The 13,259-nt window shown below is 39.5% G+C and carries 12 protein-coding genes; all 12 read right to left on the minus strand.

Going from position 1 to position 13,259, the window contains the following annotated elements; all coding sequences use genetic code 11:
• Positions 1-130: 130 nt before the first annotated feature.
• The 12 genes from J3U54_RS01585 to J3U54_RS01640 all read right to left on the minus strand — a co-directional run bounded on the left by J3U54_RS01585 (position 131) and on the right by J3U54_RS01640 (position 13,217).
• Entirely contained in the window at positions 131-928 is a 798-nt protein-coding gene (locus J3U54_RS01585) for a metal ABC transporter permease (protein ID WP_103752961.1), read from the minus strand.
• Complete coding sequence (locus J3U54_RS01590) at positions 928-1,548, minus strand: metal ABC transporter ATP-binding protein (protein WP_267385046.1); 621 nt, start codon at positions 1,546-1,548, stop codon at positions 928-930. Before J3U54_RS01590 ends, J3U54_RS01585 begins: the two co-directional genes overlap by 1 nt.
• 53 nt (positions 1,549-1,601) lie before the next feature.
• A complete protein-coding gene (locus J3U54_RS01595) occupies positions 1,602-2,735 on the minus strand; it encodes an SLAP domain-containing protein (RefSeq protein WP_267384723.1) in 1,134 nt (377 codons plus the stop codon).
• Positions 2,736-2,754: 19 nt separating this feature from the next.
• The gene (locus tag J3U54_RS01600; RefSeq protein ID WP_103752963.1) at positions 2,755-3,642 is read right to left on the minus strand and encodes a metal ABC transporter solute-binding protein, Zn/Mn family; all 888 of its coding nucleotides are present in this window, start codon (positions 3,640-3,642) and stop codon (positions 2,755-2,757) included.
• Between the two features lie 288 nt (positions 3,643-3,930).
• Positions 3,931-4,656, minus strand: a complete 726-nt coding sequence (locus J3U54_RS01605) for an LrgB family protein (protein WP_103752964.1) — start codon at positions 4,654-4,656, stop codon at positions 3,931-3,933.
• A complete protein-coding gene (locus J3U54_RS01610; RefSeq protein WP_103752965.1) occupies positions 4,656-5,099 on the minus strand; it encodes a CidA/LrgA family protein in 444 nt (147 codons plus the stop codon). Before J3U54_RS01610 ends, J3U54_RS01605 begins: the two co-directional genes overlap by 1 nt.
• A 156-nt stretch (positions 5,100-5,255) precedes the next feature.
• Entirely contained in the window at positions 5,256-5,990 is a 735-nt protein-coding gene (locus tag J3U54_RS01615; RefSeq protein ID WP_103752966.1) for a LytTR family transcriptional regulator DNA-binding domain-containing protein, read from the minus strand.
• 18 nt (positions 5,991-6,008) lie between these two features.
• Positions 6,009-7,745 (minus strand): LytS/YhcK type 5TM receptor domain-containing protein, encoded by a 1,737-nt coding sequence (locus J3U54_RS01620; protein WP_267384733.1) that lies wholly within the window; start codon positions 7,743-7,745, stop codon positions 6,009-6,011.
• 232 nt (positions 7,746-7,977) lie between these two features.
• On the minus strand, positions 7,978-9,939 hold the full coding sequence (locus J3U54_RS01625; protein WP_267384735.1) for a PTS fructose transporter subunit IIABC: 1,962 nt from the start codon (positions 9,937-9,939) through the stop codon (positions 7,978-7,980).
• A gap of 15 nt (positions 9,940-9,954) precedes the next feature.
• Complete coding sequence (gene pfkB / locus J3U54_RS01630; RefSeq protein ID WP_103752969.1) at positions 9,955-10,869, minus strand: 1-phosphofructokinase; 915 nt, start codon at positions 10,867-10,869, stop codon at positions 9,955-9,957.
• Positions 10,870-11,625 carry a DeoR/GlpR family DNA-binding transcription regulator gene (locus J3U54_RS01635; RefSeq protein ID WP_103752970.1) on the minus strand — a complete coding sequence of 252 codons (756 nt, stop codon included), beginning with the start codon at positions 11,623-11,625 and terminating at the stop codon, positions 10,870-10,872.
• Between the two features lie 188 nt (positions 11,626-11,813).
• Entirely contained in the window at positions 11,814-13,217 is a 1,404-nt protein-coding gene (locus J3U54_RS01640) for an MDR family MFS transporter (protein WP_267384738.1), read from the minus strand.
• Positions 13,218-13,259: the final 42 nt, after the last annotated feature.

Genomic DNA, 13,259 nt, shown 5'->3' on the forward strand with positions numbered 1-13,259 from the left:
TATTATACATGCAAATGCTTACAATAGTTAGTGAATTTCAAAAAAGATTGTTATTTTATTGTGCCTTTCACCCAGCTATTTTTTCACAAACAAAAAAGAAACCTGCTTGCGCAAATTTCTTTTTACTATTTTATAGGCTGCGTCTAATTAAATGTATGAAGTAAGTAACAAGATAAATTACAACCTCAATTACGGCAATGAAAAAGGTAACTGGTAAATTGGTAATAAAACCAAGATATAACCCTAGCCACACACCAACAAGAGCAAAGAAGACAGACCAGGCAATCATTGCGCCAACTGTCTTACCCAGGTAATTAGCCGTAGCTGGTGGCAAAGTCAGTAGAATAAAAACTAATAATGAGCCAACAATTTGTGCACCAATTGATACAGACATTGCTAAGGCAATTAAAAATACCAGACTAACCCAGCCAGTTTTAACCCCATGCGCGAGCGCGCCAATATGATCAAATGAATCAAAATTAAGCTGCTTTTGCATACCAAAAATCATTAATAACACAATGATGGATAAAATAACCAGTTGAACTACGCCACGCTTATCAACACCGATTATGCTGCCAAACAAAATATTAGTAGCATAATTACTATTAGCACCGGAAATGGCCAGGAATAATACCCCTAGCCCCGTGAACAAGGCAGAAATCGCACTAATTGACGATTCTTTTTGCTCACTGTGCAGTGATAATTCACCAACACTGATTGAACCAAGAAGGGTAAATAATAACATGCCCCATAACGGTCCAATCCCGCACCAGACAGCAAAGGCTGCTCCGGCAAAGCCGATTTCTGATAAGGTATGCGCTAAAAAGCTAAAGTTGCGGGCAACCACATAAACCCCTACAGTACCACAGGTAATCGCAATAAAAGTACTAGCCAAGAAGGCATTGCGCATAAAGTCATATGCAAACATTATTCATAGGCCTCCTTGAAATTCGCCATTTCCCCCTGCTCAATTTTTTGGTGGTTCAAATACAGGTAGTCCTGCATATATTTTTCCGCCAACGGGATATCATGCGTTACAAATAAAACCGTTATTTTGTGTTTTTCATTTAAGTGCTTAATCAACCGCATGAGTTCATCCTTAGCCACTGGATCTAAGCTGGCAGTAGCCTCATCCAAAATAATTACATTTGGACTATCAAGAAGCGCTTGGGCTAGATAAGCACGCTGCTTTTGCCCGCCTGAAGCTTCACCCATCCGCGTATTCCTAATATCGTATAAGTTTGTTTCCTGCAGCTGGGCTTTAATAGTTTTCTTTACTTTGCCCGTTTTAATTAAAGGTGCATTTAAACCAATAAAAGCGGCAATTGATAGCGGGTATTCCGCATCAATATTACGAAACTGGGGAACATAGCCTAAGCGAACACCATCCGCAAATTCAAATGAACCGCTTGACGGTACCAGCATTTTCATTAAAACATTGATTAACGTTGTCTTACCAGTACCATTGGGACCTAAGAGCGCAGTCATCGACCCTTTTTTTAGTTTAAAATTCAAATTTTCAAAAATGGTCTTTTTGTCAAACCTCATTGAGAGATTATTAACTGTTAAAATATCAGACAAATTGCACCTCTGAAACTTTTTTATTTAAAATTGCCAACCTTAGCAAATTGCCCATTATCGATAATATAGTACTTGCGTCCATGAATCTTGACGCGCCCGCCATAAGTTCTAACATAATTGCCCCGCAATAACTTATCCGTGCCAATGCGGATACCATCTTCGTCATAGATATAAGCATTATGCTTTAAGAGCCTCAAGCTGCCGTCAACATTAGTTGCGACAACATACTGATTAGTGCCAACTTGTAAGTACTTTCTGCCATTAATAAACTTCGTGCCATAAATCGTTAACTTAATGCCAGCTTTCTTAGTTGCCTGCTTAGTTTTGGCACCGCTTTGATCGTAAATCAAAGCGTTATGCATTAACAATTTAGTTCCAACTGGCTTAGGTAGTGCGGGAGCTGTTGGCTTAGGCTTGGTCGGCTGCGGCGCAACCGGTGTAGGAGCTGGAGTTACGCTACCTGCTGAGCCATTATCATAATAGTACTTGATGAGGTCAAAAAAGTCGTCCATTGAGTAACCCCATTTAGCAAAATAGCCATCGGGATCACCATGGTCAGTTCCACCCAAAAATTGAGAAACTGCACGGTGAGACCAAACAGTTCCCTTGCCATCATGGACGGCATTATCTGGAACCAAGTTATATTTACGCATCACTTGTGCAACGTAAATTGCGTCATTATTAACACTTTTGGCGAAGTCGGAAAGATTATTTTCTTCACATAATTCTACTTGGAAAAAGCGGTTGTTAGCCTGCGGACCAGCGCCCCAAACGCCATAATCAGTTGATGTCATTTGAATAACGCCAGTCTTGTCAACGAAAGCATGAACATACGAATAAATATTCATCCATTCGCGGTTAAAATAAATTGCCTCATTATAGGCTGAAGCACCAGGCGTTGCTGTCTCGTGAATAACAACACCTTCAGGCTTACCATTACGATAATTAATTTTATTTTGGGCTTGAAAATCGTTAAATGGTATTCCCTTTTGCTGCAACATTTGGTTGAGGTAAGTTATGCCTCCGTAACTATTTTGCTTTGCCATATCATTAATTGAACTGGCATGAACTGCTACTGGCTCAGTTGCAACTGCAGTGACAGTTGGAACTGTTATTCCTGCAGCAAAAGCTAAAGCCGCAATTATTTTCCTCATTTTTCTTTCCTCGTAATAACTATTTTTTGGCTACAGCAGCCAATTTTTGATAATTTTCAGTCATCCATTCAAGGTAAGTTGTCTTAGAAGGAATTGTTTCCCGGACATAGAGAACAGGAATATCCTGCTCTTTAGCCAACTTGATAAAACTGTTAACAGTTGAACTAGAAGTCTGTGAATTAGCAACAAAGAAAGCAATCTTGCGCTGCTTAATTCCTTCTGACATTGCCCGGACAGTTGCAGGACTTGGATCCGTATTATTCTGAATTGCTTGTTCAAATTCTTGATCGGCAACTTTTAAGTGAGCGGCTTCTAATGCGTAATCAAACACAGGTTCACTAACATAAACTGGTTTGCTATTTTTACCATCTATTTGAGAAGCCGATTTTTGAATATGAGCTATTTTACGCAAATACTTTTGCCCGTTATCACGGTAATAGCTTGCATGACGTGGATCTTTTTTACTGAGCTTTCTAACTAAGTAATTAACATACTTTGTTGGCATAGTCAAATCAAACCAGATGTGCGGATTAGCGCCCTTTTTCAAATTCATTAGGTCTTCACCCACAAGCACCGGTTCTTTATCAACCGAAGAAGCAAGCTTATTCATCCAACCGTCATAACCTAATCCGTTAGCGACAACAATGTCAGCATTTGATAATGCTTTGGCATCGTTAGTTGTTGGCTCAAAGTCGTGTGGATCAGCATTGGCGTTTTTAATAATTGCCTGTGCCGTACCATATTTTCCCACCACATTTTGAGCAATATCAGCATAAACGTTGGTCGTGGTCATGATCGAAATTTTACTACTCTTTTGCGGTTTCTGCGTGCAAGCACTGAGTAAGAGGAGAGCCAGACCAATTAAAGCAGTACCTGTAAAAATTTTCCTTAATTTAGCAAATGTCATTATTGTTGTCATTCCTTTTCTATTTTATTTTTTTAATAACATAAATTGGACCGTCGCAGCAATAAAAGTTACTTACAATTAATAACCATTATACACTAAACAGAGACCGATATTAAAGTAGTGCATTACAACAATTACGCTACAATTTGATTACTTTTTGAATGCAAAAGCGTCTTTTTGTCCGCCTGGTATTTATATAACGTGAATAGAGCAAACTAAAAAGCGTGCAGAAATTCCTGCACGCCTTTAGTGTAAGTAAACGTATAAACAAATCTTCTAATTCTAAAACTATAATCCAATCATGTGCGAAAAGATTGGAACCAACAAATTATCAACTAAAGCAGTTGCTACAACGGCGACGGCCGCCATTGCTCCCTGAATTGATCCTAGTTGCAAGGCAAAAGCAGAGCCAACCGTATGACCTGCAGTTCCTAGCCCTAAGCCTGTTCCTAACGGATCACTGTTTAGTTTGAACCAGTCCACTAATTGTTTGCCAAGGGCATAAATTACAACTGCATTGATAATACATGCCATGGCGGTTACTGAAGCATTGCCTCCGATTGAAGAAGTGAGCGGCATTGCAACAGCAGTAGTAGCGGATTGGCTGAGCATTGATCTAATACCAACCTTATCAAGTCCAACTGCCTTAGACACTAAAGTGATTAGTACCATTGAAATAAAAGTACCAACGATTAAGCCCAATAAAATGACGAGCCAATTTTTCTTAACAACATCATTACGTTTATACAATGGTACAGCGAAAGCAATTGTGGCCGGTGTAATAAACCAAAAAATGATGTCGCCACCTGGTTTATAGGCTTTAGCATAAACTGTCGCAGTCGTGACATTAAAATACTTGCCCAGAATAACCAAAACGGCAATTCCCAAAACCATGCTGACAAAAAGTGGCTGAAAGAGGAAAAATCCCTTGGATTTTTTGAATAGCCATTGTCCAATCAAGAAAAGGACCAATGATAAGAAAACGCCAAATAATGGGTTTACAATATATTTCATTATTTAACACCTCCCACTTTCTTATGATTAACAATACTAGTTTGGTTGCTAGTAATCTTATGAACAGCCCAGCTAAAAAACCGTGTTGTATAAGCAATGACAACCAGCAGAATAATTGTTGAAGCAATAATTACAATTACTAATTGTACTCCTTGCGTTTCCATTATCTTTAGATTAGCTGCTAGTGAAATCCCTGACGGAACAAACATAAAACCAATCAGCGAAATCAACGCGCTTCCAAACGAATCAACCCATTCGACTTTAATAAGATGAAAAGTTAGCAATAGATAGAGTAAAACTAGCCCGATGACTGGAGTTGGCACTGGAAATGATTTTGGCATTAAATCAGATATTATCTGAGATACAAATAATATTGCGGCATAAATAAACATCTGAATCAAAATCGGCGCTGACTTTGTTTTTTCTGCTTTTCCTTTCTTCATAAGCCATTTCCTTTCTCATTACATCTTTGATTGCCTTCATTAATTACTTTAACGTAAAATCATTCATTTGAAAGCGATTTAGAGGTGAACTGCAAAAAAGGACCTGCGAACTGCACCCAGCAACTTTCACAAGTCCTATTTTTTAATTTTTTCTTATTACATCCCCAGCCGCTCATTCAGATCTTTACGGTAAGAGCGGCCAACTTGGATCCGATCACCATTACTCATGATTAATAGTAAAGTATGATTAAACCAAGGCTGAACTTCCTGAATATCTTCAATATTGACTACAGCACTGCGGTGAACCTGCATAAAACGTGGATCCGTCAGCCGCTTAGCAATCCACGCTAGGGTCTTTTTAGTTTGATATTTTTGCTTATTAGTTGTGATCGTTAAAATACCATTATCGATTCTAGCAGAAATAACATCCAGTTTTTTGATTACGACATTTCGATCTTCAAGTTCAATACTTAAAACCTCGCGGTCAGTTTTAGTTTGAACCGACTTATTTGCCTGCACATTTAAAATATTAACAGCTTTGGCCAATGCCTGGTCAATCCGCTTTTGTTCAAACGGTTTTAAAACATAATCAAGTGCACCAACATCAAAGGCCTTAACTGCATACTCATCATATGCGGTCGCAAAAATGATAATGGGAGAATAGGCAAGCTGCTTTAATTCTTCAGCTAGTTCAAAACCGTTTTCCTCATTGAGCGAAATGTCGAGAAACATTAAGTCGATCTGATGCTTTAACAAGATTCCTTGCGCTTCTTTAATATCTTCAGCCTGATAAAGTTTAATTGTCTGCTCCTTCATAGACAGACTTTTTTTAATTAAATACGCTAGTTCATTTCTTGCTAGCGGTTCATCATCAACAATTAAAATCTTCATCCTAATTTCCCCTTCTTATTAATTTGCTTTTTTGGCTAGCTTTAATGGAATTGTCATCTTAAATGTTGTGCCATTTGCACTAGTTAACACCTTTAACTGACTAGATGTTCCGTATAAATTGATTAAGCGCTTATTTAAATTATAAAGTGCCAGTCCACTCCCTTTTGATTCGCTGATTGGTTCTTGACCTAGCCTACTTAAAATCTGCGGATCAATTCCGCTACCATTGTCACTAACGCTGATTGCGAGATTTGCACTCTTTCTGTTCAGATTGACCGTAATCTGATTACCGGTTTTGCGCCCTTTAAAAGCATGCCGAATCGCATTTTCAATAAAAATTTGGAGACAAAAAGACGGCAACAAAGTTTCATTTGGAACTTCAATCTGGTAATCAACTGTAAATTTATTAGGAAAGCGCAGGCTTTCTATCTTAGTATATGCTTCTACGTGCTGCTTTTCCTGCTCAAGCGTAACCTCTTTAGCCTGGCCGTTCTTTAAACTCGACCGAAAAAATGTACTTAATTCCATTAAAGCATCATGAGCCTGATCAACGTCGACCCGCATTAAGGCAACAATTGTATTAACCGCATTAAAGAAAAAATGAGGATTAATCTGAACTTGTAGCGCCCTAATTTCTGCTTCGTTGAGTAGCGCGGTCTGCTGCTCAGTAATTCCGATCGCCAATTGACCAGAAAAAATCATAGCAAGACCACGCACTAAATTTTCTTCAACTACGGTCATCTCTCTTCCCTCACAAAAATATAGTTTTAAGGCACCAATTGTTTTCTTATTAACTTGAAGAGGACACACAATTGCCGATGTTAACGGACAACCTTTGTGCGGGCAGCCAATTTCTTCTTTAGAATGAGCCAATTTTTCCTTGCCCGTCGCAATTACCGTTTTTGACATATCAGTAATAACAGGTTCGCCAGCAATATGATGGTCCTGGCCAGCACCAACATGAGCTAAAACGTTAACTCTGTCGGTTAAGCCCACGGCATCAAACTTTGTATATTTTTTGATAATGTGACAAACATGAGCGGCCGAATTAAGGTCTAGACCGTGTCTAAAATAGGGCAAAGTTTTATTAGTTAATTCCAGAACATCCTTTGTTTGCACTGCCCGCAATTGTCGTTCATTTGATAAATAAGTTCTTAAAATCTCAATAAACAGGCTGGAACCAATTGTGTTTAACAAAATCATCGGGATAAAGATCAGCTTAACTAAACCAAAGCCATGAAAAGCAAAGATAAAGGCCATCTGAATTAGTTCCGCGAATAATGATAAAACGGCAACCCAAAATGATGACGGATAAAGACTATTCTTTTTTACCCGGTCTCCCAGAACCCCAATAAGATAGCCAATCAAAACTGAACTGGCGATATAAAAATAATCAGAAAAGCCACCAAAGATAACGCGGTGCAGCCCACCAACAAGTCCCACCAACATACCAACATAGGGACCTGCAGTTAAGCTAGCAGTGGTAATAACCAGCATTCGGGTGTTGGCAATCGAATCAGTCTGCGGCAGTCCAGTAATTATTAGCGGCGTAACAATTTCTTTTGAGCTAGAAATTTCTACCCCGGTTAAGTTAGCAATAACGACAAATAAGGAAAAAATTACGAATAACCAAATCTGCGACTTTAGTGTTCTTTTTTCAATTAAGTTCCTGAAAAAGCGCATATTAACCAGCATGAAAGCAAGAATCATAATTATTCCTAGTCTTTCTGCTAACAAAATGAATAAATTAAACATGATATTCTCCATCCCACTAATGCATTGAACTATCCCTTTATTAACACTTTAGTATTACATATAATTCAGTTTATCTCAAAAAAATCTAATTTAATTAAAAAACTAGTAGATCTTTCAGCAACTTATACTTTATAACTTTTACTTACTTAATATTGTTACTCCATGTCCTAAACTTTATTAACAAAAAACGCCACCTATTAAAGTGACGTTTTTAAACGAATTGGTAAATTAATTAATTTTCGGTTTTAATTGCTTTTTTCCATAAGCCCAAGATCACCCCGGCCACAATTGAACCAACAATCGTAGCTACAAAGTAGAGCAAAATGTGGTTAGCAAGTGGTGATACCCAAAGACCACCGTGAGGTGCGGGAACACCGATGCGCCAGAAGCCAACTAAAGCTCCACCAACTGCTGAACCGATGATACATGATGGGATGACGTGACCGGCATCAGCGGCAGCAAATGGAATTGCACCTTCGGTGATGAATGAGAAACCTAGAATCCAGTTAGTAATTCCGGCACGGCGCTCATCTTCAGTGTACTTGTTCTTGAAGAAAGTAGTTGCAATTGCAGTAGCAAATGGTGGTACCATTCCGCCGACCATAACTGCAGCCATCATTACGGCAGCAACCGTTGAATGAGGGTCATTGGCAAACGCACCTGAAGCAAAGACATACGCAGCCTTGTTGAAAGGTCCACCCATATCGATTGACATCATCGCAGCCAAGATGGTGGTCAAAACAACTAAGTTGCCAGTACCCATTTGGTTTAAGAAGTTAGTAATTGCAAAGTTAATTGTACTGAAGATTGGGTTAACAATGTAGTACATAATCAGTGCAATCAGCAGCAAACTCAGAATTGGGTAAATAAGCATTGGCTTCATACCCTCAAGTGATTTTGGCAACTTAGCAAACAATTTCTTCAAGCCAATTACCAAGTAACCGGCAACGAAACCTGATGCAAGACCACCAAGGAACCCAGCTGGAGACTTAGCATTAGTTAAGACATTAGCTACGTAAGCACCACCGTAGGCACCGCTATAGACAGTAGCCATAAAACCACCGACGAAACCTGGCATTAAAGCAGGTAAGTCGCCGATTGATTCAGCAATGTAACCTGAAAGAATTGGCACCATGAAAGCAAAGGCCATATTTCCGGCATTGTTGAGGAAAATGAAGGCAGGTGACTTTGGTCCGCCAGCATAGTTTTCCACAATGAAGGAAATAGCCATTAAAATACCACCACCGATAACAAACGGCAACATGTGAGAAACACCATTCATTAGGTTTTGGTAAATTGAACCCCAGAAGCCCTTCTTAGAGTCATCAGATTCTTGTGCAGCCTGACCTTCGGAATGGTAAACACTAGCCTTTGAATCAAGGATAGTTTCAACTAATTCGTCAGGTTTATTAATACCGTCAACAACAGGACGGCTAATCAATGGCTTACCATCAAAACGGGGCATGTCGACTTTCTTATCAGAGGCAATGATAACACCCTTTGCCCGCTTAATTTCGTCAGCGGTCAACTTGTCCTTAACGCCTTCGGAACCATTCGTTTCAATTCGAACATCAGCACCTTGTGCTTTACCGGCTTTAATAATTGCTTCTTGTGCCATGTAAGTGTGGGCAATCCCATTAATACATGCAGTAACCCCAACAATTAACGGCTTGTCTGCATCACCGGTATTACTTGCACCAGCGGCTTGCTCTTTTTCGGCTTTTTTATCAGCATCGCTTCTTTGTTCAGCGTCTTCAAATAGCTTGATTACTTCTTCAGGTGATTGGGCATTCTTTAATGCTGCAACCAAATCCGGGTTAATCAGTAAGCCTGATAGCTTAGCCAAAGCTTGCAAGTGAGTATTATCAGCACCATCTGGTGCGGTAATCATAAAGAACAAATAAACTGGTTGACCATCAAGTGAATTGTAATCAATTCCTTGTTCACTTTTGGCAAAAAGAACACGGGCCTTATTGATTGCCTTGTTACGAGCGTGTGGCATTGCAATGCCATCACCAATACCAGTTGTTGATTCATTTTCACGTGCCCAAATCGATTTGATGAATTCATCTTCATCATTAACAATCCCGGTCTTGACTTCCAAATCAGCCATTTCCTTGATTGCATCTTCTTTGTTTGTCGCTTTAAGCGACATAATCATCGATTCAGGAGCTAAAATATCTTTAATTTGCATTTGAATTCTCCTTCATTACGAAATTTCTTCCACGTTAATTTGTGGTAAGACCGCTTCTATCTGGCTCATGACCGCAATATCCTTGGTAAAGGCTGTAGCAGCACCACAGGCCATTCCGATCCGGAAACTTTCAACCGGATCCTTAGTTTTAACATAAGTTCCGACAAAGCCCGCGATCATTGAATCACCCGCACCAACGGAATTAACAGCAGTTCCAACTGCACCTTTGGCATGGTAGAAGTGATCTTGAGTAATCAAGTAGCCACCCTTGCCAGCCATTGAAACCATGACATTTTGTGCACCCATGTCGAGTAACTTATGAGCACATTCAAGCATATCTTGATCAGATGAAAAAGTCGTGTCAAACAAGTCGGCAAGTTCATGGTGATTTGGCTTGATTACTAATGGCTTGTAGTTAAGCGTATCAAGTAGAGCCTGACCAGTTGTGTCAATTACAAATTCCGCACCCGCATTTTTAATTTCAGGTAATAATTCTTGGTAAAAATCAACCGAAAGACTAGGTGCCAAAGAACCACTTAAGACAACAATGTCGCCTTTTTGTAAATCACTTAGACGTGACTTAAAAGCCGTAATTTCCTGATCAGTAATGTTAGGTCCTGCAGCATTAATTTCTGTTTCAGCTTGAGCATGTACCTTAACGTTGACCCGCGTATCATCAGAAATGGTGACAAAGTCATTGACAATGCGGCGCTGATTTAATTGCCGTACCAATTCTTTGCCAGTAAAGCCACCAACAAAGCCCCAAGCAGTATTATCAATTTTTAACTGGTTAAGAATTTGCGAGACGTTAATCCCCTTACCTCCAGCTAAAAATGAACAATTATTGCTACGGTTGACACTGCCGCTTTCCACCTTTTCTAATTGGATGACATAATCCAAAGCAGGGTTAACAGTAACCGTATATATCATCTATTTGGCCTCCTTCAAATCTACTTTAGCAGGTAAAGTATTTTTATGTTGCGTGTTTAACACAGTCGTAATCACGGTAATATCTTTTGCATTACCAAAAACGGCAAAATTACGTTCACCGACTTTAGAAGCATCAGTTAGAACATAAGTATGATCTGACCGAGCAATTTCCATTTTCTTGATTGCCGCTTCTTCGGGATCCGGTGTGGTTAGATTGCCTAGACGATCAATCCCATTGGTGCCGATAAAACAAGCCGCAAAATTCATATTCTGCAGCTGCTGAAGTGCGGATTCGCCCACAACTGCGTGAGTGTCCTCCTTGATCTTGCCGCCTAAAAGCATGGTACTAATGCCGTGCCCAACAGCACTTAGAGCTGTTTCAATCCCATTAGTGACAATTGTGACTCCCGGAACTTCCGCAAGAAACGGCACCATTTCATAGCTAGTTGTTCCCGCATCGATAAATAGGTAATCATTTTCGTGCACATAATGTTTGACCGCGTACCGGGCAATGCGAACTTTATCATCGTGATTCATTGTGAAGCGAATATGCTGCGAAACATCGTGAGCAAAATTTTTCACTGATTGTGCCCCGCCATGAACGCGTTTGACTAAACCCTTTTTTTCGAGCTGAATTAAATCTCGACGAATCGTTGATTCTGAGGTCGCTGTCAATTCCGAAAGATCGCAGACCCGACATAATTCATGTTGGTTAATGTAGTTCTCGATTAATTTTCGGCGCTTTTGCGTTAGCATACTTTCCCTTCACCTCCTTGGGTAATTTTATGCGCGTTGCTCGCTAAAAGCAATCATTTTTGCTCAAAAAAATTCATTTTCATGCAAAAATGAGCAATTATGAGTAATTTAGTCGCTTGCAATGAAAAAATGCTGTAGCGGTTTCAACCACTCAGCATTTTTAGCTTAACCATCAGATTCTTTATAATTTACTTATGTTCCTCCTTAGCTGACGGTAAAAAGAATGAACAGCAAAAGCCAATAATGGCAAAAACAAGCATTAAGATAAAGCCTAAATGATAGCCGCTTGCCAGCTGCGCTGCCTTAGTTCCAACCATATTCTTTGCTCCCAAAGTTACAACTAGCATTGCTAAAGCCGTGCCAAGCGATCCCCCAATTTGTCTAATTGTCGAGGAAGCTGCATTGGCATGAGCCGTTAAATCAGCTTGCACTTCATTAATTCCAGCAGTAAAAGTAGTCATCATGGTAAACGATATACCGACCATGCGCATTGCATAACACAAACTAATTAAAAACAGGCTCGTTTGAGCATTGAAGATTAGCATTGGCAACGTACCGCATAATAGCATGACAAAGCCGAATAGAGATAACCGTTTAATTCCGTATTTATCATATAAAGTACCAGAAATCGGATTACAAATTATCATAATTAGTGCCCCGGGCATCATTACTAGTCCCGAAGTTAGCGCGGTTTCCGCACGCGTTGTTTGAAGATAAAGAGGTAAAACCAACTCAATTCCAACCATTGCGATATTACTGATGGTGCTAAGCAAGGTACACAAGTTAAAACGCCGATTTTTAAAAACGCGAATATCAAGCAGTGGCTCTGCCATATGTAATTGCCGGTGACAAAATAGGCAAATAATGACTATCCCAATGACAAACACCAAGATTAACGGCAGCGTAATTTTACCAGTATTACCAATTTCTGATAAAGCATATAGAAGCAGACCAAAACCCAGAATTGATTCTAAAAACGAAATACCATCAGTTGAATCTAAGTGCGCTGTTGTAATGTTTTGTATCGTAAAAAGTCCAAAAACCATCACGGTTGCACTAGTAACACTTAAAATAACAAACAACATTTGCCATTCGGCATATTTTAAAATTAAACCCGAAATTGTCGGTCCCACCGCCGGGCCAAAGCCAACGACAAAGCCGGTGATACCCATCGCTAACCCACGCTTTTCCGGTGGAAACATCAGCAAAATTACGTTTTGAATAAACGGCATTAAGCCTCCGGCAGCTATAGCTTCAATAATTCGTCCGGTCAATAATACATAAAAGTTTGGGGCGAATATACAAATAACCGAACCGATACAAAAGATTCCCATCATGGTTAAGAAATTTTTCTTTAAACTAAAAGACGCAAAAATCCACGCCGAGATTGGAATCATTAATCCGACCACAAGTAAATATGCAGTAGTGAGCCATTGCGCTGTTGCTTGACTTACCCCAAATGAATTCATGATTGATGGCAGGGCATTATTTAAAAAAGTTTCTGCTAATAAAGCAACAAACGCTCCAAAAAGTAGTACTGTCATCATTACTGCTCGTTTATGACCAGAAATGCTTTTTACCTCTTTTTCCATTATTTTCTCCTTTTAAATAGCATGCTACACTTTTTATAAAAA

This window comes from Lactobacillus sp. B4007 (assembly GCF_026535895.1).
GTDB classification, from domain to species: domain Bacteria; phylum Bacillota; class Bacilli; order Lactobacillales; family Lactobacillaceae; genus Lactobacillus; species Lactobacillus panisapium.

Bases quoted from the DNA above. Each gene is read 5' to 3' on its own strand.
- J3U54_RS01600 (WP_103752963.1), bottom strand. From the start codon at position 3,642: ATGACATTTGCTAAATTAAGGAAAATTTTTACAGGTACTGCTTTAATT.
- J3U54_RS01615 (WP_103752966.1), bottom strand. From the start codon at position 5,990: ATGAAGATTTTAATTGTTGATGATGAACCGCTAGCAAGAAATGAACTA.
- J3U54_RS01585 (WP_103752961.1), bottom strand. From the start codon at position 928: ATGTTTGCATATGACTTTATGCGCAATGCCTTCTTGGCTAGTACTTTT.
- J3U54_RS01590 (WP_267385046.1), bottom strand. From the start codon at position 1,548: ATGAGGTTTGACAAAAAGACCATTTTTGAAAATTTGAATTTTAAACTA.
- J3U54_RS01620 (WP_267384733.1), bottom strand. From the start codon at position 7,745: ATGTTTAATTTATTCATTTTGTTAGCAGAAAGACTAGGAATAATTATG.
- J3U54_RS01610 (WP_103752965.1), bottom strand. From the start codon at position 5,099: ATGAAGAAAGGAAAAGCAGAAAAAACAAAGTCAGCGCCGATTTTGATT.
- J3U54_RS01635 (WP_103752970.1), bottom strand. From the start codon at position 11,625: ATGCTAACGCAAAAGCGCCGAAAATTAATCGAGAACTACATTAACCAA.
- J3U54_RS01625 (WP_267384735.1), bottom strand. From the start codon at position 9,939: ATGCAAATTAAAGATATTTTAGCTCCTGAATCGATGATTATGTCGCTT.
- pfkB (WP_103752969.1), bottom strand. From the start codon at position 10,869: ATGATATATACGGTTACTGTTAACCCTGCTTTGGATTATGTCATCCAA.
- J3U54_RS01595 (WP_267384723.1), bottom strand. From the start codon at position 2,735: ATGAGGAAAATAATTGCGGCTTTAGCTTTTGCTGCAGGAATAACAGTT.
- J3U54_RS01640 (WP_267384738.1), bottom strand. From the start codon at position 13,217: ATGGAAAAAGAGGTAAAAAGCATTTCTGGTCATAAACGAGCAGTAATG.
- J3U54_RS01605 (WP_103752964.1), bottom strand. From the start codon at position 4,656: ATGAAATATATTGTAAACCCATTATTTGGCGTTTTCTTATCATTGGTC.